This window comes from Stenotrophomonas sp. 59 (genome assembly GCF_030291095.1).
In the GTDB taxonomy this organism is placed as follows: Bacteria; Pseudomonadota; Gammaproteobacteria; order Xanthomonadales; family Xanthomonadaceae; genus Stenotrophomonas; species Stenotrophomonas maltophilia_Q.
This window is the reverse complement of sequence record NZ_CP127408.1, coordinates 4540001-4559730: the sequence shown is the minus strand read 5'-3', so window position 1 is coordinate 4559730 and position 19730 is coordinate 4540001. Positions and strand designations below refer to the sequence as shown.

Here is a 19730-nt window from a genome sequence, read left to right as displayed (position 1 = left end):
GCTTACTTCGCCGAGGCCTGTGCGGTGGCCGGCGCCGCCGGGGCGACCGTTGCCTGCCAGCCGCCACCCAGCACCAGGAACAGGTGGATCTGGTCGCGCGAGACCTGCGCTTCGGCAGCCGCCAGAGTGGCGTCGCTGGTGGCCAGGCTGCGGTCGGCATCCAGGCTGGACAGGTACGGCGTGCGGCCTCCCTGGTACAGCCGGCGGTTCTGCTCGGCGGCCAGCGCGGCCTGCTCCTGCGCGATGCGCAGCGACTGCAGGCGGCGCAGGTCCTGCGCATAGCGGTCCAGCGCAGTCTGGGTCTCGCGCAGTGCCTGCAGCACGGTGTGGTCGAACTCGGCCAGCGCCGCGTCGGCACCGGCCTCGGCAGCGTGGATGCGCGCATGCGTGCCCGACGACGGCAGCGTCCACGAAATCAGCGGGCCGATCGACCACTGCTGGGTCATCGGTGTGCCGAAGTCTTCCAGCAGGCCGGCGGCGCCCACCGAGGCGCCCAGGCGGATGTCCGGATACAGCTCGGCGGTGGCCACGCCAATCCGCGCGGTGGCCGAGGCCAGCTTGCGTTCGGCCTGGCGCACGTCCGGGCGGCGCTGCAGCAGCGCGCGGCCATCACCGACCGGCAGCGGCTGCGCCAGGCCGGGCGCGTGTGCACAGTCGATCACGCCGGCCGGCAGCTGGCCCGGGGTCTGCCCGAGCAGGGCGGCCAGCGAATAGGCGGCCGCCGAGCGCTGCGCATGCAGCGGCGGCAGTGCAGCTTCCAGCAGCGCCACCTGGGCATTGGCGCGGGCCAGCTCCGGCGGCGTGCCGCGGCCGGCGGCGATCAGGCGTTCGGTAACGGTGCGGCTGCGCTGCTGCAGCTGCAGCGAATGTTCGGCCACGTGCAGCTCATGGTTGGCGTGGCAGATCTCCAGGTAGCTGTCGGCCACCTGGGCGACCACACTGACCTGGGCAAGATCGCGTGCCGCCGCCACCGACTGCTCGTCGGCACGCGCCGCTTCGGCGCCGCGCTTGAGCTTGCCGAACAGGTCGAACTGGTAGCTGACCGCGAACTTGCCGTCGGCCAGGTTGATCACCGGCAGCTCGTGCTCCTGCAGGAACGATTCGGCCGACAGCTGCGCGCGGCTGACGCCGGCCTCGGCCTCGTACTCGAAGCCGCCGGCGTCCAGCGCCTGTTCGTACACGGCGGCGGCGCGGCGCAGGTGCGCATCGGCGGCCTTCAGTTCCACGTTGTCACGCAGCGCCCGGGTGATCAGCCCGTCCAGCACCGGGTCGTTGTACAACGACCACCAGCGGTCGGGCAGCGCCTGGTTGGCGGCCACCTGCGGGTTCTGCGTATCGATGAAGGCGGCATTGGCTTCGGGGCGCTTGAACGCCGAGCCTTCCGGCAATGCATAGTCCGGGCCGACGGTCCTGCACGCGGCCAGGCTGGCCAGCGCGACGATCAGGCCGAGACGGGGCAGGGCGGTGTTCACAGGCCCGCCTGTGTCGGCGCGGTGCCGGCCTTGTCTGCGTGCTTCGTGCTGCTGGTCTGCACGGTTACCGTGGCGGTACGGCCGGCAATCAGCTCAACGCCCTTGGGCACTTCGTCGATGGCGATGCGCACCGGGATGCGCTGCGCCAGCCGCACCCAGTCGAAGGCCGGGGTCACGTTCGGCAGCAGGGTGCTGCCGTTGCTGCGGTAGCGGTCCTCGATGCCGGCGGCGATGCTTTCCACGTGGCCACGCAGCGGCGTCGATTCACCCATCAGCCGGATGTCCACCGTCTGTCCCGGTGCCACGCCGCGCAGTCGGGTTTCCTCGAAATAGCCATCAATGCGGAACGAGCCGGTATCCAGCAACGCCAGCACCGGCTTGCCGGCCACCACATAGTCGCCTACGCGCATGGTGCGGTCGTTGACCCGGCCATCGGCCGGCGCACGCACCTCGGTACGGCCGAGGTTGAGCTCGGCCAGGTCGACCGCGGCCTGTGCGGTGGCCAGCGCAGCCTGTGCAGCCTGCAGCTTGGCGCGGCGCACTTCGGCATCCTCGGCGGCGACCAGATCCTGCAGGCTGCGGTCGCGACCGATCTCGCGGCGCAGCTGGGCGACCGAGGCCTGGCGCTCGGCCAGGCTGGCCTTGGCCTGTTCCAGCGCAATGCGATAACGGGCGCGATCGACCACGAACAACAGGTCGCCCTTCTTCACTGCCTGGTTGTCGGCCACGTCCACCGTTTCCACCAGCCCGGACACATCCGGTGCCACCTGCACCACGTCGGCGCCAACATGCGCGTCGCGGGTCCACGGCTCATCCATGTAATAGACCCACAGCTGGCGCAGCACCAGCAGGGCGACGATCACGGCTGCGCTGGTCAGCAGCACCGGCAGGGTCTTCTTCACGATCTTGTTCACGATTGCATCCAACGCAGGAGGTGGAACAGCAGGCCAAGCACGATCCCGTACAGCGCCAGGTTGAACAGTGGCGGGTGCCATATATGGCGATAGGCACCGGCACGCTGCAGCAGCGCATGCAGACCGCTGTTGACCAGGTAGGCCAACAACATCAACCCGAGCAGGGTCGGGACGAACACTCCGTGGAGACTGAATTCACCGGGCATCGGTAGGGGGCGGGGGCGAGTGGGGGAGGGGAGGAACAACAGAACAACGGCAACGGGCAAAAGCCGCTGGCGTGTGCACGGCAGCGGCGGTGTTCGGGGGCAGCGCTCTTACGTGATGCGGTCGGCGGCCTCGGCCAGCAGGCGCCATGCCTTCAGCACGGCGTGCAGTTCATCCATGGAGAGTTCGCCGAAGACGTCCTGGCGCAGGCCGATCAACTGGTCTTCCAGCTCGCTGACAAGGGCTTGGCCCGCATCGGTCAGCCACAGCAGGTTGGCGCGGCGGTCGCTGGCGTCGCTTTCGCGGCGGACCAGGTCGCTGGCGCACAGCTTGTCCAGCAGGCGCACCAGGGAAGGCCCCTCCATGCCCAGCTGCTGGGCCAGCGCCACCTGGCGGATGCCACCGCCGGAGCGGCCGATCATCAGCAGCGGCATGGTGCAGGCGGTGGAGATGCCGTAGCTGCCGAGCCGGCTGTCGGCCAGGCGCTGCCACTGCCGCCCTGCGTACAGCAGGCCGGAGCTGAGCTGCATCTGCAGCACGGTGCGCTCGTCGAGGGGTCGGTCCATAAGAGATAGATAGGATACTACTAATTTCATTCCTATCAATGGGTTTTTCTGAATGGGCGGGTGTGTTGAGGAAAGCGTTGCGCCTGCTGGCTATCGGTTGGGGCGGCGGAGGGCCGGACGGGGCAGGGCGCGCTGCAAGTACGTCCATGTAAGCTCGATCGGCGCATCCATGCGCCTCACGGCCCTGCCCCGCCCGGCCCTCCGCCACCCACCCATCACCCTGCGAGCGCGGTGGGTTGGCTCTTTAAAGGCAAGAGCGGTAGCGCCGGGCCATGCCCGGCGGCTCCTGGTCGCACCGCTTGGCTCGCCGGGCATGGCCCGGCGCTACCGCTGGACTCGCCGAAGCCATGAACCCCGCTTTTGCCCCCGCTTTCGGGCGGTCCGGCCGCGCCCGCAGGAAACCGTCAGGGAGTGGGAAGGGCGGCAGGGCAGGACCGTGAGGCGCATGGATGCGCCGACCGAGCCCCCAGGGATGGGTTTACGGCGCGTCCTGCCCTGCCGCCCTTCCCGCTCCAAATCGATAGCAGTTCGGCGCCGCGCGTCACCCCCGATGAACCGTCCCAACAGGACGACCCACCCCCCGGTCGGGTACGATGCTCGCCCCCCGTTCGGGACGCTGTACGCAATGAGCAAGAACAACGAAAAGGCCGCCCCGCAGGGCGACGTGACCCAGGACCAGGCCGAGGATGCCGTGCGCACCCTGCTGCGCTGGGCCGGTGAGGACCCGTCCCGCGAAGGCCTGCTGGATACCCCCCGCCGTGTCGCCGAAGCCTATGGCGACTGGTTCAGCGGTTACCGCGACGACCCGCGCGCCTACATGGAGCGGACCTTCGAGGAAGTGGCCGGCTACGACGAACTGATCGTCCTGCGTGACATCGAGTACGAAAGCCACTGCGAGCACCACATGGCGCCGATCATCGGCCGCGTGCACGTCGGCTACCTGCCGGCCGGCAAGGTGGTGGGCATCAGCAAGCTGGCCCGCGTCGTCGAAGCCTACGCCCGCCGCTTCCAGGTGCAGGAAAAGATGACCGCGCAGATCGCCCAGTGCATCCAGGATGTGCTGCAGCCGATCGGCGTCGGCGTGGTCGTCGAAGGCGCCCACGAATGCATGACCACCCGCGGCATCCACAAGCGCGGCGTCAGCATGGTCACCTCCAAGATGCTGGGCAGCTTCCGCGACGACGCGCGCACCCGCGCCGAGTTCCTGCGCTTCATCGAAGTGGGCGGCAAGCGCTGAGCCGCTTGCCCGCACCGCGCCGGCCCCTGCAGGCCGGCATGCCCACGGCTGCCCACGCGGCAGCCGTGCATGGCGGCTCGTCCCTGTCAGCCCTACAGACTTCTTTCGCTGCATGAAGCATCGCGAACGCATTGCCCGTTACCGCCACCTGCGCGAACAGCCCCAGTGGAAGCTGCTTGCCGCCGACCACGCCCCGGAAATCATCGGCCTGTTGCAGGGCCTGCTGATGGACGGCGAGCGCACGCTGCCGTCCTCGGTGCTGAACGAGCGACTGCAGCGCGCGCTGGACCAGCTGGCCGGCGATGAACTCTCGCGCGAGCTGCCGCGTACCGCCCAGGCCTACATCGCGCACTGGCTGGCCCAGGGCTGGCTGGAACGCCGTTTGCCCGAAGGCGCCGACCAGGAGCAGTACGAGCTGTCCACTGCTGCACTGCAGGCGATCCGCTTCGCGGACGGCCTCGAGCAGGCCCGCGTGGCCGCCACCGAAAGCCGCCTGGCGCTGGTCATTGAGCAGCTCTCGGCGCTGGCTGCGCAGACCGAAGCCGATCCTGATGCGCGCCTGTCCGCGCTGCACGACGAGCGCGACCGCATCGATGCCGAAATCGCCCGGGTCGGCACTGGCCGCGTGGTTGCGCTGGACGGCAAGCGCGCGCTGGAACGCACCCGCCAGATCATCGGCCTGGCCGACGAGCTGACCGAGGACTTCCGCCGTGTGCGCGATGACTTCGAGCAGCTCAACCGCGATTTCCGCGAACGCATCATCGACGACGAGGGCGAGCGCGGCGATGTGTTGTCGCAGCTGTTCGAAGGTGTGGATGTCATCGGCGAAAGTGACGCCGGACGCAGTTTCCAGGCCTTCTGGCGCCTGCTCAACGACGCCGAACAGAGTGCCCAGCTCGATGCCGCGCTGGAAGCGGTGCTGGCGCGTGGGTTCGCGCGCCGCCTGGACCGCAACGAACGCAACTTCCTGCGCAGCTTCACCAGCACCATGCTCGAGCGCGGTGGCCAGGTGCACGATGTGCTGCAGAACTTCGCGCGCAGCCTGCGCGGCTTCGTGCAGAGCCGTGGCTACCTGGAACAGCGCCGCCTCAACCAGCTGCTGAAGCAGGCGCAGTCCGAAGCGCTGGCACTGCGTGACGAATTCCCCGCACAACGCGGCATCGGCCGCGACCTGCAGCTGACCACCAGCCGCCTGCGCTCGTGGTCGCAGTGGAAGCTGCACGATCCGCGCAGCGCCCAGGTCGACGGCAACGTCGAGTACAACGACGCCGCTGCGATCAGCCTGGAGAGCGTCGGCGACCTGGTGGCCTCGTCCGAAATCGACTTCCGCACGCTGCGCCAGGACCTGCACGACCTGCTCGATGCACAGCCGCGGCTCAGCATCGCCCAGGCCCTGTCGCAGCGCGAAGCGCCGCAGGGCCTGGGCAGCGTCATCGGCTACCTGTCGCTGGGCACGCGCTTCGGCAACGTGGTTGCCGGCGAGCAGGAGCTTGCGCAATGGCGTGGTGGCGACGGCCAGATCCGTCGCGCCCGCATCCCGCTGGTTTGGTTCACCCAGGAGAGACGCCATGAGCTGGCATGAAGATCCCATCGACGCACCGCAGGCCGACGTGGCGGAAGACGCCTACGAGGCCGAGCCGGTGGCGGCCGTGGCGCAGCCCCGCCGTGGCAACGACGTGTATTACCTCGGCGATACCGGGCGCCTGCCGCTGGATGCGCGCCGCGCGCTGTGCCAGCTGCTGATCGGCCCCAGCATCGACCAGCTGCGCCACGCCAAGCTGTGGCCGGCGCTGATCCGCAGCGAAGCGGCGATCCGTTCGGCGCTGGCCGACCTGTTCCTGGAACTGGTGCTCGACCGTGACAGCGGCGTGGCGTTCACCCGCCAGGCCGATACCGAAGACGTCGACGCGCCGGTGCTGCTGCGCACCTCGCCGCTGACCTTCATCGACTCGGTGCTGCTGCTGTACCTGCGCCAGCAGCTGGCCGAGGCCGATGCGCGCGGCAACCGCGCGGTGGTCGCCGATGCCGAGATGGCCGAAGCACTGGCCATCTATGAAAAGAACCTGTCCACCGACCGCGCCGGCTTCAACCGCCGCGTCGCCTCGGCGGTGCAGAAAATGAAGGACAACCACATCCTGACCCGCCTCAGCGGCCAGGAAGACCGCCACGAAGTCTCGCCGGCGCTGAAGCTGCTGTTCTCCGCCGAAGACGTGTCCCAGCTCTCGGCGGTCTACCGCCAGCTGCGCGAAACCCCGGCCGCCGAGGCCTGAGAGACCCGACCATCGCATGGCTATCTCCAAGCACACTCCCGCCCTGTTCAACGAAGGCCTGCCGGACCCGCGCCTGCAGCAGTTCCGCATGCGCCGCCTGCAGGTGCACAACTGGGGCACCTTCAACGGCTTGACCGAAGTGCCGATCGCCGAGCGCGGTTTCCTGTTCGTCGGCCGTTCCGGCTCGGGCAAGTCGACCCTGCTCGATGCCATGTCCGCGCTGCTGACGCCGCCGGCCATCGTCGACTTCAACGCCGCCGCGCGTGAAGCCGAGCGCAGTGGCCGCGACCGCAACCTGGTGTCCTACGTGCGTGGCGCGTGGGCCGACCAGCAGGACAGCGGCACCGGCGAAATCGCCACCCAGTACCTGCGCAAGGGCGCGACCTGGACTGCGCTGGTGCTGGAATACCGCGCCGGCGATGGCCGCGTGGTCAGCCTGGTGCGCCTGCTGTGGATCTCCGGCAACGGCACCTCGGCCGGTGACGTGCGCAAGCACTACATGATCGCCGAGCGCCCGTTCGACATCGCCAAGGACCTCGGCGGCTTCGACCTGGACCTGCGCAAGCTCAAGCAGAAGCTGTCCGACCTGCACCACTTCGACACCTTCTCCGGTTATGCCGAGCGCTTCCGCGACCTGCTCGGCATCGACAACGAGATGGCGCTGCGCCTGCTGCACAAGACGCAGTCGGCGAAGAACCTGGGCGACCTCAACGTCTTCCTGCGCGACTTCATGCTCGACACGCCGAAGACCTTCGACGCCGCCGAGCGCCTGGTCAGCGACTTCGCCGAGCTCGATGGCGCGCACCAGGCGGTGGTCACCGCACGCCGCCAGGTGGAAACCCTGCTGCCGGCACGCGCCTACTACAACGACCTGAAGGAAATGCACCGCCAGCGTGGCGACGACGAAGCGCTGAAGCTCGGCGTCGACAGCTTCCGCGAAAGCCGCCGCCAGGCGCTGATCGAAGCGCGCCTGCGCGAGATGGACGTGCGTGACCGTGGCCTGCTTGGCGAAGAAGCCCAGCGCCGTGCCGCACTCGACAACCACACCGAGCGCTTGGCCGAGCTGGAACTGCAGCGCCGCCAGCAGGGCGGTGAGCGCATCGAGGAACTGGAACGCGAGCAGGGCCGTGCCGAAGCCGAGCGCGACCGCCGCCAGGCCAAGCGCGAGCAGGCAAGCCAGGCCGCGCAGCAGTTGCAGGCTGAACTGCCGGACGACGCCCACGGCTTCGCCGAGCTGGTCGAGCGCGCGCAGAACGAACTGCAGGACCGCCAGCGCGCCTCTTCGGCACTGGACGATGCGATCAGCGATCGCCTGGGCGGCAAGCGCGATGACGAGCGCCGCTTCGGTGAAGTCCGTGCGGAACTCGAAGCGATGCAGCGCACGCCGTCCAACATCCCGGCGCCGATGCAGAAGCTGCGCGCGCGCCTGGCCGAGGAAACCGGCATCGCCGAAGCGGCGCTGCCGTTCGTCGGCGAACTGATCCAGGTCCGCTCGGAAGAGCAGGGCTGGCAGGGTGCCATCGAGCGCGTGCTGGGCGGCTTCGCACTGTCGCTGCTGGTCGACGACAAGCATTACAACGACGTCGCTGAGTGGGTGAACCGTACGCACCTGGGCATGCGCTTCACCTATTACCGCGTGCGCCGCAACGACGATGCGTTCGCGCGCGAGCCGTCGGCGAAGTCGCTGCTGCACAAGCTGGAACTGCGCGAGCATGTGTTCGAAAGCTGGCTGCGGCGCGAGCTCGGCAAGCGCTTCGACTACGAGTGCGTGGACGCCAAGCAGCTGCGCAACGTCGACCGCGGCATCACCCGCGAAGGCCAGGTCAAGCATCCGGGCGACCGTTTCGAGAAGGACGACCGCAGCGCCGTTGGCGATCGCCGTCGCTGGATCCTCGGCTTCAACAACCACGACAAGGTGGGCGCCTTCGAGCGTGAAGCACAGGAACTGGCCAAGCGCATCGCCGGCTGCGAGACCGACATCGCGCGCCTGCGTGGCCAGCGTGACCGCGACAACGAACGCCGCCTGGCCTGCCACGAGCTGGTCAGCATCAGCTGGAACGAGATCGACATCGCCGCTCCGCAGCAGCGCCTGAGCGACATCGAGGCCACGCTGCGCGACCTGCGCGAAGGCAACGCCGACCTGGCCAAGCTGGCCACGCAGATCGATGCGGTGCGCGCTGACATCGAACAGTCGCGCCGCACCTATGAAGACGTCCGCGTCGAGCGTGGCCAGCTGGTCAAGGAACGTGATCGCCTCGACCGCGCACGCCAGCAGAGCCGTGCGCTGGTGCTGCCGAGCCTGGCCCAGGAGCAGGAAGCCGGCCTGGCCGAGCGCCTGCAGGAGCAGGGCCCGCTCAGCCTGGAAACGCTGGAAGCGCACATGCGCCAGGTCAGCAACGCGCTGAACGAGCAGCTGTCCTCCTCGCAGCAGGACCTCAACCGCATCGAGAACCAGCTGATCGGCTGCTTCCGCCGCTTCATCCAACAGTGGCCGGAGGAATCGGGCGACTTCACCGTGTCGGTGGCCTCGGCCGAGGACTTCCTCGCCCGCCTCGAACGCTTGGAGCGCGATGGCCTGCCGCAGCACGAAGAGCGCTTCTTCGACCTGCTGCAGAACCAGAGCAAGAACAACCTGCTGGCGCTGCAGCGCCATAGTGCCGAGGCCCGCAAGTCGATCGGCCAGCGCCTGGACGAAGTGAACGCCAGCCTGGAACAGGTGCCGTTCAACCGTGGCACGTTGCTGACCATCGAACTGAGCGACCGCCGTCTGCCGGAAGTGGGCGAGTTCCACCTGCAGCTGCGCGAGGTGCTGTCGCAGCAGCAGACCGAGCAGCGCGAGCTGGCCGAATCGCAGTTCACTGTGCTGCGGCAGCTGGTCAACCGCCTCGGCTCGCAGGAAGGCGAGGACAAGCGCTGGCGCGAGCTGGTGCTGGACGTGCGCATGCACGTGGAGTTCATCGGCGTCGAGCTGGATGCGGAAACGCGCCAGCAGGTCGAGATCTACCGCAGCGGCGCCGGCAAGTCCGGTGGCCAGCGCCAGAAGCTGGCCACGACCTGCCTGGCCGCAGCGCTGCGCTACCAGCTCGGCGGTGCCGACAGCCAGCTGCCCAGCTATGCGGCCGTGGTGCTCGACGAAGCCTTCGACAAGGCCGACAACGAGTTCACCGCGCTGGCGATGAACATCTTCGACAACTTCGGCTTCCAGATGGTGGTCGCCACCCCGCTGAAGTCGGTGATGACGCTGGAACCGTTCATCGGCGGCGCCTGCTTCGTCGAAATCAGCGGCCGCCACGACTCCGGCGTGCTGCTGATCGAGTACGACGAAGAAGGCAAGCGCCTGAAGCTGCCCGAGCGCAGCCGCCAGCAGGCCAACGAACCGGAAGAAGCCGAGGCCTGAGCGCCTCGGGCAATCCACCTGTAGAGCCGAGCCATGCTCGGCTGCTGTTCGCGACCGGAATCTGCGTGCCAACCCAGGTTGGCACCTACCGGGCCGTGAGGCTCACTCACGAACCGCGGAACGTATCCCACGCCATCCGCGCGATCAGCACCACCACCAGTCCCACGAACAGCTTGCGGATGAACGGCGTGCCGCCCTTCAGCGCCAGACGCGTGCCCACCACCGAGCCGATGATGTTGGCCGCTGCCATCGGCAGCGCGAACAGCCACAGGATGTTGCCGGTCGGCACGAAGAACGAGATCGCCGCCACATTCGTCGCCAGGTTCACCACCTTCGATGCCGCCGAGGCGCGCAGGAAATCCAGGCCGAAGAAGCGCACGAACAGGAAGATCAGGAAGCTGCCGGTGCCCGGCCCGAAGAAGCCGTCGTAGAAGCCGATCGCCGCACCGATGGCCAGCGCGATCGCCAGCTCGCGGCGGCCGATCTTCTGCGGCCGGTGCAGCGCGCCGAAATCCTTCTTCCACAGCGTGTAGGCCAGCATCGCGATCAGCAGCACCAGCACCAGTGGGCGCACCGCGTCCTTGGGCAGCAGGCTTACCGCGGTGGCGCCGGCGAAGGAGAAGATGAAGGCCGTGCCTGCCGCGAACAGTACCGGCTTCCACGGGAAGCGTACGTTGCGCGCGTAACGCCAGGCGGCCGCGCCGGTGCCGAACATCGAACTGAACTTGTTGGTACCGAACAGCATCGCCGGCGTCTGCTGCGGCAGTACGGTGAACAGGCCGGGTAGCTGCACCAGCCCACCGCCACCGACGGCGGCATCGACCAGGCCGGCGATGAAGGCGATCACCACCAGCCACCACAACTCAGGGGGAACCAGTTCCAGCACGGCGATCAATCGATGTGGGGGCGCGACAGCATACGCCTGTCCTGCACCGGCTGACCCGTGCCCCGCGTGGATCAATCCGCACAACCCGGCGACAATGCCCGCATGAGCCGAAAACCCACCGATCCCTGCCCCTGCGGCCTTCCCGCCGATTACGCCGCCTGCTGTGGCCGTTTCCATGCCGGTGAGGCCGCACCCGATGCCGAGCGCCTGATGCGATCGCGCTACAGCGCCTATGTGCGGGGGGTGGCGGACTATCTGCGCCAGAGCTGGCACCCGGACACCCGTCCGGCCGAGCTGGCGTTGGACGATGCGCCGGGCCAGCGCACGCACTGGCTGGGCCTGACCGTGCACGAGCACACGGTCACCGGTGCCGACAGTGCCGAAGTGCGCTTCACCGCCCGCTATCGCATGGGCGGCGGCAGCGCGGTGAAGATGACCGAACACAGTCGCTTCCTGCGCATCGACGGCCGCTGGTACTACCTCGACGCGGTGTGAGCCTCAGCCGCCGCGCACCGCCAGCACGCGCTGTCCGGCGTGTGCCCGGACCTGGTTGCGGCCACCGTCCTTGGCTGCGTACAGCGCCTGGTCGGCGGCCTTGATCACTGCTGCCGGCCGCGCATCCACGCGGCTGTCCGCAAGCCCGATGCTCACCGTCACCTGTACCGTCTGTCCGCTTCCGCCGCGTCCGCGCTGCTGGCGCCCCGTTTCATCGTCACGGCTGCGGGTGCTACGGTCGCGCAGCTGCATGCGGGTGTCCTCGATGGTCTGCCGCAGCGCCTCGACCGCATCCACGCAGGCCGCTGCGGGACGATCCAGGAACACCACCGCGAACTCCTCGCCGCCATAGCGGAACGCCCGGCCACCGTCGCCCACCCGCCCCAGCCGCGAGGCCACCAGGCGCAGCACATCGTCGCCGGTGTCGTGGCCGTGGGTGTCGTTGAACGATTTGAAGTGGTCCACGTCCACCATCGCGATGCTGTAGGTGCCGCGCGCCCGTTGCAGGGTCTCATTGAAGGCGCGGCGCCCCGGCAGGCCGGTCAGTTCATCGCGGAAGGCCATGTGGAAGGACTCCTGCAGCATCGCGCCCAGCATCAGCAGCAGGGCCGCACTGGCCAGTGCCGGCAACAGCACCGGCTGCAGGAACACCCGTGGCAGCATCCACCACAGGCACAGCAGGGCCAGCAGCATCGCCGTGTGCAGTGGGCGCGGATGCCGCCAGGCCTGCCAGCCCAGCGCGGCGCTTGCCAGCAGGAACAGCAGGGCTGGCAGCTGTGCCAGCGCGTTCCAGTCGGCCGGAATCCAGCTCCAGTGGCGGTTGGACAGCAGATCGTGCATGCCACGCGGTTGCTGCGTGGCCAGCAGCAGGAAGATCATCAGCGCGGTGCCACTGGCAACGCCCCGCAGCAGCAGGTCGCGGCGGCGGCGGCCGCGCTCGGGCCACAACGCCAGGCCAGCGAACAGCAAGGGCAACCAGGCCGAAATGGCATGGAAGCGCAGCGGTGTCAGCGCCGTGACATGGCCGCTGCGCAGGTAGCCACCTACGTCCTGGTGCAGCAGGGCGAACATCACGGCCACCAGCAGCATCAGGCAGAGCGTACGCACCTGGTGGTAGAGCAGGGCCAGGCCGGCGCCGAGGCAGGCCAGCAGCCAGGGCAGGATGCGTTGGGCCGGATTGGCTACGTCTTCGTTGCCCAGCGCCGCCCACAGCACCACGGCAACCAGCACGGCGGGCAGCACGAACAGGTAATGCGCAGGCTGGCGGAGCGGATGCAGGGGCAAGCAGGAATTCCAGCGCGGTGACGACGCGGCCGCAGCATTGCCGTTAGCGGCGTCCGCAGCGGCTTCTTGAATGCGGGACGGTCACGCATGTGAAAGCGTTGACGTCGAACCATGACATCGCACTCACCCTGCTGCGCAGATGCTGCCCGAATGGACAGCGCAGCCGCCGCCGTCGCTGCCCCGCAGCGCGATATCGCCCGCCAGTACGCACGTGTGCGCGACCGCAGCATGCAGCTGGCGGCTCCCCTCAGTGCCGAAGATGCCATGCTGCAGAGCATGGCCGATGCCAGCCCCAGCAAGTGGCACCTGGCGCACACCACCTGGTTCTTCGAACGCTTCGTGCTGGCCGGCTTCCCACCTGCATCGGCGCATGACCCTGGCTGGGACTACCTGTTCAACAGTTACTACAAGAGCATCGGCCCGGCCCATGCACGGCCGCAGCGCGGGCTGCTGTCACGGCCCTCGCTGCAGCAGGTGCAGGACTACCGCCGCCAGATCGATGCGCAGGTACAGTCACGGCTGGACGCGGGCGATCTCGACGATCAGGCGCTGCAGCACCTGCAGCTGGGCCTGCAGCACGAACAGCAGCACCAGGAGCTGCTGCTCACCGACATCAAGCACGCGTTCTGGTGCAATCCGTTGCAGCCGGCCTACCGCGACGACCTGCCAACCGTCCCCGGTACTGCCAGTGCACAGGGCTGGATCGAATCGCCCGAACGCATCGTCACCATCGGTGCCGCAGCCTGGCCACAGCACGCCGCGTTCGCCTATGACAACGAATCGCCGCCGCATCGCGTACTGCTGCCCGCCCATGCCCTGGCCGAGCGCCCGCTCAGCAACGCCGAGTACCGCGCCTTCATCGAGGCTGGCGGCTACCGCGAGCCTCGCTGGTGGCTCAGCGAAGGCTGGGCATTGCGTGAAACCGAAGACTGGCGGCACCCGCTGTACTGGGACGACAGCCTGCAGCGTGAATACACCCTGGGCGGCTGGCGCGAACTGGACCCGCATGCGCCGGTCTGCCATCTCAGCTACTTCGAAGCCGACGCCTGTGCCCGCTGGGCCGGGGCGCGCCTGCCCAGCGAGTTCGAGTGGGAGGCCGCGGCCGCATCCCAGCCGGAGCGGGGCCACTTCGCCGATGACGATCACCTGCACCCGCAGGCCGGGCAGGGCGGTGGGCTGCGCCAGCTGTTCGGTGATGTCTGGGAATGGACCCACAGCGCCTATGGCGCCTACCCGGGCTTCCGCCCCTTTGCCGGCAATCTCGGCGAGTACAACGGCAAATTCATGTGTGGCCAATGGGTGCTGCGCGGTGGCAGCTGCGCCACGCCCCGTGGCCATGTACGTGCCAGCTACCGCAACTTCTTCATGCCACCGGCGCGCTGGCAGTTCTCCGGCCTGCGCCTGGCCCGGGATCTGGCATGAGCACGGTGCACGATGCGCTGCAGGCGCTGACCGATCTCACGCCCGGTCGCCAGCAGATCCTCGCTGACGTAGTGGCCGGGTTGTCGCGCACACCGCGCCAGCTGCCGTCCAAGTACTTCTACGATGCATGTGGCTCGCGCCTGTTCGAACAGATCACCCGGACCCGCGAGTATTACCCCACGCGTACCGAGCTGGCCCTGCTTTCGCGGGTACTGCCGGACATCGCCCGCAGCGTCGGCCCGCGCCTGCACGTGGTGGAGCTGGGCAGTGGCAGTGGCCGCAAGACCGCACTGCTGCTGGCCGCGCTGCGTGAACCGGTGGCGTATACCCCCATCGAGATCTCGCGTGCCGCGCTGCTGTCCAGCATCGACCATCTAGCCCCGGCGCTGCCCGAGGTCGAGATGCTGCCGGTCTGTGCAGACTTCACCCGTCCCGTTGCCGTGCCCATGCCCGAACGCGAACCCGCGCGGCGGTTGCTGTTCTTCCCCGGGTCTACGCTGGGCAACTTTGAAGGCGAGGACGCGGTCGCGCTGCTGCGCGCGATGCGCCAGACCATGGGCCGTGATGGCCTGGCCCTGGTTGGCATCGACCTGCACAAGGACCCGGCATTGATCGAGGCGGCCTACAACGATGCACAGGGTGTCACCGCCGCGTTCACCCTCAACCTGCTGGCGCGCCTCAACCGCGAGATCGGCAGCGACTTCGATCTCGATGGCTTCCGCCATCGTGCCCGCTACAGCGTCGCGCGGCTGCGCATCGAGACCGATCTGGTCAGCCGGCGGGCACAGGACGTCCATCTGGATGGCCGCACCTTCCATTTCGAGGCCGACGAACCGATCCGCGTCGAATACAGCCACAAGTACACCGACGACAGCTTCGAAGCGCTGCTGCAGCCCGCTGGCCTGCAGGTCATGCAGCGCTGGGATGCTGAAGGCCCGGCCTATGGCCTGCGCCTGTTGCGCGGCATATAGGCGCCGGCAGCCGGCGCCGCTTCAGGTTCGATGGCGACGCTCCGCCTAAGATGGCCCTGCAACGGCAACACGGAGGACGCCATGCCCATTCTGACCACGCTCGGCCTGGCGGCCGCTCTTGCCTCGGCACCGACTGCGCCTGCCGCCCCTGCCGCCGGCATCGATCCGGCGTTCAGCCGCTGCCTGTCGGGCCTGCAGGCCACTGCTGCGACACAAGGCATCAGTCCCGACCGCTTCAATGAGATCACCGCCGGCCTCTCGGCCGACCCCAGCGTGCTCGGCCTGCTCGATGCACAGCCCGAATTCACCACGCCGATCTGGGACTACCTGGCCGCGTTGGTCGATCGCCAGCGCGTGGACGATGGGCGCGCCCTGCTGGAGCAGCACCGCGACCTGCTCGATCGCGTGTCGGCGCAGTACGGCGTCGATCCGGCCACCATCGTCGCGGTCTGGGGTGTGGAGAGCGACTACGGCCGCGTGTTCGGCAAGCGCCCGCTGCTGCAGTCATTGGCTACGCTGTCCTGTGCCGGCCGCCGCCAGCCCTTCTTCCGCGGTGAGCTGCTGGCCCTGCTCAAGCTGATCGACCGTGGCGACCTGCAGGCGCAGGGGCTTATCGGTTCCTGGGCCGGCGCCTTCGGGCACACGCAGTTCATGCCCAGCACCTATGCACGCATCGCCGTCGATGGTGATGGCGATGGCCGCCGCGACCTGGTCGGCAGCATTCCCGATGCGCTGGCCTCCACCGCCAACTACCTCAAGCGCGCCGGCTGGCGCAGCGGCGAGCCGTGGGGCATGGAAGTGCGGATCCCGGCGGGTTTCAATGCCGGCCAGGCGGGACGTACCCAACGTCGGGCCCTGGCTGACTGGCGCGCGCAGGGGGTGACCGCGCTGGATGGGAGCGTGCTGGCCCCGGCCAATCTCCCGGCCGATGCGCGTGCCGCCCTGCTGTTGCCGGCCGGCAGCAAGGGCCCGGCGCTGCTGGTGTTCCGCAACTACGACGCGATCTACAGCTACAACGCCGCCGAAAGCTACGCGCTGGCGATTGCCACGCTGGCCGACCAGCTGCGTGGCGGTACCGGGCTGGCCACCGCCTGGCCGACCGACGATCCCGGCATCGGCCGTGATGAGCGCCGCCAGCTGCAGACGCTGCTGCTGGCCCGCGGCCACGATATCGGCACCGCCGACGGCATGATCGGCACCGCCACGCGTCGCGCGATCCAGGCCGAGCAGCAACGCCTTGGATGGGCCAATGCGGATGGGCGCGCCGGACAACGCATCCTGCGCGCGCTGCAGCAGGAGGCAGCAACGGTGCCTGCGGCCACCCGCCAGGCCTTGCCGGCGGCACGTTGACCGCGACATCATCGCCGCGGTCTTCAAGGAGCGTCATCGCATGCAGTCGAACCCGGACATCCGCACCGGCCTGTTCCATGGGCTCGAGGCCTGGCACGTGCGTACCCCCAGTGCCACTGCAGTCATCAGCGTGTTCGGTGGACAGCTGTTGTCGTTCATCCCCGAAGGGCAGCCGGACCTGCTGTGGCTGTCGCCGCAACGCGCGGAGCTGCCGACGCCGATCCGCGGTGGCGTGCCGGTGTGCTGGCCGTGGTTCGGCCGCCAGGGGCAGGATGCTGATGCTCCTGCACATGGCCTGGTACGTACCGCGCGCTGGGAGTTGCAGCACGCCGGGCAGAATGAGGCCGGCGATGTGGAACTCCAGTTGGCCCCGTCGCCGCCTGGCCATCCCGGCCTGCGCCTGCAGATGCACCTGCGCATCGGTCGCCAGCTGCGCCAGGAGCTGACCACCGGGAACACGGGAACGTCGCCGGTGACATTCACCCAGGCCCTGCACAGCTACTTCCGGGTAGGGGATGCCAACCAGGTCGAGGTCGAGGGCCTTGATGGCCTGCAGTACCTGGACAAGTACGAGGACTACGCGCAGCAGCGTATGCAACAGGGACCGTGGTCACTGCGCGATCCGCGTGATCCCGGGCGCAGTGATCGCATCTATACCGGTACCGATGGCCACTACGTGCTGCGCGATCCGGTGCTGCAACGGCGGATCGAGATCCGCAGCGAAGGCAGCCAGACCCTGGTGGCCTGGAATCCGGGCGCCGAGGCGGCGGCCAACATGGCTGATGTCGGCGATGGCTGGCGCGACTATGTCTGCCTGGAAGTAGCCAATGCCGGGCCAGAGCAGATTACCCTTGTGCCAGGCGCGCGCCATCAGCTGGTGCAGACCCTGGCCAGTTCCGCGCTGTAAGCGCTGGCAGCAGTTTCAGTTTGTCGATGTGGATAACAAGGATGGAAAACATGCAGGAAGCACAGTGGTGGTACGCCAACGGCAGGCAGAGCGAAGGACCGGTGGACCTGGCCGGTCTGCGTCGCCTGCAGCAGGACGGGACGGTGACGGCACGCACGCTGGTGTGGTGCGAAGGCATGCCCTCGTGGCGGCCGTTGGCGGAGCTGGAGCAGGTTTCAACACCCATCGCGGTGGCTCCGCTCCCGGATATCGATGCGATCCCGGCGGTTGAGGGCATCGCGCCAAGTGCCGGCGACCCGTCCGATCCGTATCGTGCGCCTGCCGCTGCACCGGAGATGGCTGCGGCCGCCGGGCTGGAGGGCGAGATGGCCTTGTATGCCAGCGTGGTCGGCGGCAACTTCCCGGTCTACCGCCAGCGCTGGCGCCTGGATCAAGGCATCGCCACGGGTACCGGAACCTGGCACTGGCCGGCATTCCTGATCGGTCTGGTGTGGATGATGTACCGCCGGATGTACCGTCTCGCGGCGCTCTGGGTTGGCGTGCTGTTGCTGATCAGTGTGGTCGAGACACTGCTGGGGGTTCCCGACGGCCTGTCGATGGTCATCACCTTCGCGCTCAGCATCACCACCGGCATGTTCGGCAACAGCTGGTACCTGGCCCATTGCCAGCGGCAGATCGCCCGGGCCCGTGCCGTGGCGGGGGGCGATGAAGCGCGCATGCGCAGCGAACTGGCCGCGCGTGGTGGCACCAGCGTAGTTGCCACACTGGTGGCCATCGTCATCATGCTGGCGGTGGGTACGGTTGGTGCTGTGCTGGCGGGATAGGCTGGATCAGCGGCCCTCGCGGGGCCGCAATACCAGCAGGCACAGCGCACCGGCCACCAGGCCCCAGAACGCCGAGCCGATGCCGGCCAGCGTGACACCGGAGGCGGTGACCAGGAAGGTGACCAGTGCCGCCTCGCGGTCCCGCTCTACCGCCAGCGCACTGGCCAGGCTGTTGGCGATGGTGCCGAACAGCGCGATACCGGCCACGCAGGCCACCAGCTCCTTCGGGAAGGCGGCGAACAGTGCGGCAACCGTCGCACCGAACAGCCCGATGACAATATAGAAGGCCCCGGCGGCCATGGCGGCGGTATAGCGCCGTGCCGGATCTTCATGCGCATCGCGGCCCATGCAGATCGCGGCCGTGATCGCGGCCAGGTTCAGCGCGTAGGCACCGAACGGCGCCAGCAACGTATTGACCACACCGATCCAGCCGATCAGCGGCGAGACCGGGGCGTCGTAGCCGGACGCCCGCATCACCGCCACGCCCGGAATGTTCTGCGAGGCCATGGTGACCACGAACAGGGGCAGGGCGATGCCAGCCACCGCAGTCCAGGACAAGGATGGGGTCACCCATTGCGGTACCGCCAGTTGCAGCTGCACCTGCTGTGCGTGCAGCAGGCCGCGGCTGGCCGCGACCGCGATACCGACCAGCAGGGTGGCGATGACCGCATAGCGCGGGAACAGGCGGCGTCCAGCCAGCCAGGTGGCGAACATCGCCAGCGCCAGCACCAGCTGGGTGTTCATGGCCACGAACACGTCCAGACCGAAGCGCAGCAGCACGCCGGCCAGCATGCCGGCGGCCAGTGCCATCGGCACCCGCTGCATCAACCGGGCGAAGATGCCGGAGAACCCGGCCAACATGCCCAGCACCGCAGCAAGCAGGAAGGCGCCGGTCGCTTCAGAGAGCGAGGCACCGCCGGCACCGACCACCAGCATCGCCGCGCCCGGTGTCGACCATGCGGTCACCACCGGCACGCGATAGCGCAGTGACAACCCGATGCAGGTGACGCCCATGCCCAACCCCAATGCCCACATCCAGGAGGCGATCTGCGCCTGGTTGGCACCGACGGCCTGCGCGGCCTGGAACACGATCACTGCGGAACTGGCGAAGCCGACCAGCACGGTAATGAAGCCGGCAACGAGGGCCGGCACTGAAAGGTCGCGCCACCATGCTTGCCGCACCTGCATGTTCATTGCCGTCTCTCCTGTGTGCATCCATGCATTGTGCATCCCTATATTGATAGGGGTTGCGGCGTTGACCGCGCAACGCGCGGGCAACGCCGCAGCGATCTTCGAGCGTACGTCATGCGTGATGTTGCGGTGCTTCTGTCATCAGCATGCAAAAAAGCGCTTGACGAAATCTGCAGGATCTCTAGAATTCGCTCCCTTGCTGCAGCGCATCGCTTCTTCGGAAACGGCACGCGAACAGCGACGCCACCACCGACGAACGAGATGATCGAACGAAGGTGTTGACGGACTCGAAAAGTCCGGCATAATAGGCGGCTCGCAACGACGAAAGGCCTTCGGGCCC

General features: G+C 68.2%; 17 protein-coding genes. 10 read left to right on the top strand and 7 right to left on the bottom strand.

Translation table 11 applies throughout. The features are described 5' to 3' along the window. Window positions 1-2: 2 nt before the first annotated feature. The 4 genes from QP552_RS20775 to QP552_RS20760 all read right to left on the bottom strand — a co-directional run bounded on the left by QP552_RS20775 (window position 3) and on the right by QP552_RS20760 (window position 3156). Complete coding sequence (locus QP552_RS20775; protein ID WP_286074590.1) at window positions 3-1472, bottom strand: efflux transporter outer membrane subunit; 1470 nt, start codon at window positions 1470-1472, stop codon at window positions 3-5. Continuing rightward, on the bottom strand, window positions 1469-2386 hold the full coding sequence (locus tag QP552_RS20770; protein WP_286074588.1) for an HlyD family secretion protein: 918 nt from the start codon (window positions 2384-2386) through the stop codon (window positions 1469-1471). Before QP552_RS20770 ends, QP552_RS20775 begins: the two co-directional genes overlap by 4 nt. Then, complete coding sequence (locus QP552_RS20765) at window positions 2383-2592, bottom strand: DUF1656 domain-containing protein (protein ID WP_005411696.1); 210 nt, start codon at window positions 2590-2592, stop codon at window positions 2383-2385. The genes QP552_RS20770 and QP552_RS20765 overlap by 4 nt, the downstream gene beginning before the upstream one ends. Window positions 2593-2700: 108 nt before the next feature. Beyond that, window positions 2701-3156: a MarR family transcriptional regulator gene (locus tag QP552_RS20760; protein ID WP_008265191.1), complete on the bottom strand. Its 456-nt coding sequence runs from the start codon at window positions 3154-3156 to the stop codon at window positions 2701-2703. 625 nt (window positions 3157-3781) lie between these two features. Between QP552_RS20760 and folE the strand changes: the two genes are divergently transcribed. The 4 genes from folE (at window position 3782) to QP552_RS20740 (ending at window position 10060) form a co-directional block, all read left to right on the top strand. Beyond that, window positions 3782-4393, top strand: a complete 612-nt coding sequence (gene folE, locus QP552_RS20755) for a GTP cyclohydrolase I FolE (protein WP_004141296.1) — start codon at window positions 3782-3784, stop codon at window positions 4391-4393. Between the two features lie 112 nt (window positions 4394-4505). Next, window positions 4506-5975 (top strand): DUF3375 domain-containing protein, encoded by a 1470-nt coding sequence (locus tag QP552_RS20750; RefSeq protein WP_049429215.1) that lies wholly within the window; start codon window positions 4506-4508, stop codon window positions 5973-5975. Beyond that, the gene (locus QP552_RS20745; protein ID WP_087924080.1) at window positions 5962-6663 is read left to right on the top strand and encodes a DUF4194 domain-containing protein; all 702 of its coding nucleotides are present in this window, start codon (window positions 5962-5964) and stop codon (window positions 6661-6663) included. Before QP552_RS20750 ends, QP552_RS20745 begins: the two co-directional genes overlap by 14 nt. A 16-nt stretch (window positions 6664-6679) precedes the next feature. Continuing rightward, a complete protein-coding gene (locus tag QP552_RS20740; protein WP_286074586.1) occupies window positions 6680-10060 on the top strand; it encodes an ATP-binding protein in 3381 nt (1126 codons plus the stop codon). A gap of 106 nt (window positions 10061-10166) precedes the next feature. Here the strand turns inward: QP552_RS20740 and QP552_RS20735 are convergent, their stop codons facing one another. After that, window positions 10167-10946, bottom strand: a complete 780-nt coding sequence (locus tag QP552_RS20735; protein WP_286074584.1) for a sulfite exporter TauE/SafE family protein — start codon at window positions 10944-10946, stop codon at window positions 10167-10169. Window positions 10947-11048: 102 nt separating this feature from the next. Between QP552_RS20735 and QP552_RS20730 the strand changes: the two genes are divergently transcribed. Beyond that, on the top strand, window positions 11049-11441 hold the full coding sequence (locus tag QP552_RS20730; protein WP_111113744.1) for a YchJ family protein: 393 nt from the start codon (window positions 11049-11051) through the stop codon (window positions 11439-11441). 3 nt (window positions 11442-11444) lie between these two features. Here the strand turns inward: QP552_RS20730 and QP552_RS20725 are convergent, their stop codons facing one another. Next, complete coding sequence (locus QP552_RS20725) at window positions 11445-12725, bottom strand: GGDEF domain-containing protein (RefSeq protein WP_111113745.1); 1281 nt, start codon at window positions 12723-12725, stop codon at window positions 11445-11447. Window positions 12726-12875: 150 nt separating this feature from the next. Here QP552_RS20725 and egtB point away from each other — a divergent pair, with 150 nt between their 5' ends. From egtB to QP552_RS20700, 5 genes are all read left to right on the top strand, one after another. After that, the gene (gene egtB, locus QP552_RS20720; RefSeq protein ID WP_286074582.1) at window positions 12876-14147 is read left to right on the top strand and encodes an ergothioneine biosynthesis protein EgtB; all 1272 of its coding nucleotides are present in this window, start codon (window positions 12876-12878) and stop codon (window positions 14145-14147) included. Further along, window positions 14144-15118, top strand: a complete 975-nt coding sequence (gene egtD, locus QP552_RS20715; protein ID WP_286074581.1) for an L-histidine N(alpha)-methyltransferase — start codon at window positions 14144-14146, stop codon at window positions 15116-15118. Before egtB ends, egtD begins: the two co-directional genes overlap by 4 nt. Before the next feature lie 81 nt (window positions 15119-15199). Further along, the gene (locus tag QP552_RS20710) at window positions 15200-16468 is read left to right on the top strand and encodes a lytic murein transglycosylase (protein ID WP_286074579.1); all 1269 of its coding nucleotides are present in this window, start codon (window positions 15200-15202) and stop codon (window positions 16466-16468) included. Window positions 16469-16508: 40 nt separating this feature from the next. Then, on the top strand, window positions 16509-17375 hold the full coding sequence (locus tag QP552_RS20705; protein ID WP_286074577.1) for a D-hexose-6-phosphate mutarotase: 867 nt from the start codon (window positions 16509-16511) through the stop codon (window positions 17373-17375). A gap of 50 nt (window positions 17376-17425) precedes the next feature. Beyond that, window positions 17426-18199, top strand: coding sequence for a GYF domain-containing protein (locus tag QP552_RS20700; RefSeq protein ID WP_286074576.1), 774 nt, complete (start codon window positions 17426-17428; stop codon window positions 18197-18199). Between the two features lie 6 nt (window positions 18200-18205). Here QP552_RS20700 and QP552_RS20695 read toward each other — a convergent pair whose 3' ends face one another. Then, the gene (locus QP552_RS20695) at window positions 18206-19393 is read right to left on the bottom strand and encodes a benzoate/H(+) symporter BenE family transporter (RefSeq protein ID WP_286074575.1); all 1188 of its coding nucleotides are present in this window, start codon (window positions 19391-19393) and stop codon (window positions 18206-18208) included. Window positions 19394-19730 lie beyond the last annotated feature (337 nt).

Excerpts from the sequence above, each read along its gene's own strand:
- QP552_RS20765 (WP_005411696.1), bottom strand. The coding sequence starts at position 2,592 with ATGCCCGGTGAATTCAGTCTCCACGGAGTGTTCGTCCCGACCCTGCTC.
- QP552_RS20760 (WP_008265191.1), bottom strand. The coding sequence starts at position 3,156 with ATGGACCGACCCCTCGACGAGCGCACCGTGCTGCAGATGCAGCTCAGC.
- folE (WP_004141296.1), top strand. The coding sequence starts at position 3,782 with ATGAGCAAGAACAACGAAAAGGCCGCCCCGCAGGGCGACGTGACCCAG.
- QP552_RS20750 (WP_049429215.1), top strand. The coding sequence starts at position 4,506 with ATGAAGCATCGCGAACGCATTGCCCGTTACCGCCACCTGCGCGAACAG.
- QP552_RS20745 (WP_087924080.1), top strand. The coding sequence starts at position 5,962 with ATGAGCTGGCATGAAGATCCCATCGACGCACCGCAGGCCGACGTGGCG.
- QP552_RS20740 (WP_286074586.1), top strand. The coding sequence starts at position 6,680 with ATGGCTATCTCCAAGCACACTCCCGCCCTGTTCAACGAAGGCCTGCCG.
- QP552_RS20730 (WP_111113744.1), top strand. The coding sequence starts at position 11,049 with ATGAGCCGAAAACCCACCGATCCCTGCCCCTGCGGCCTTCCCGCCGAT.
- egtB (WP_286074582.1), top strand. The coding sequence starts at position 12,876 with ATGGACAGCGCAGCCGCCGCCGTCGCTGCCCCGCAGCGCGATATCGCC.
- egtD (WP_286074581.1), top strand. The coding sequence starts at position 14,144 with ATGAGCACGGTGCACGATGCGCTGCAGGCGCTGACCGATCTCACGCCC.
- QP552_RS20710 (WP_286074579.1), top strand. The coding sequence starts at position 15,200 with ATGCCCATTCTGACCACGCTCGGCCTGGCGGCCGCTCTTGCCTCGGCA.
- QP552_RS20705 (WP_286074577.1), top strand. The coding sequence starts at position 16,509 with ATGCAGTCGAACCCGGACATCCGCACCGGCCTGTTCCATGGGCTCGAG.
- QP552_RS20700 (WP_286074576.1), top strand. The coding sequence starts at position 17,426 with ATGCAGGAAGCACAGTGGTGGTACGCCAACGGCAGGCAGAGCGAAGGA.
- QP552_RS20695 (WP_286074575.1), bottom strand. The coding sequence starts at position 19,393 with ATGAACATGCAGGTGCGGCAAGCATGGTGGCGCGACCTTTCAGTGCCG.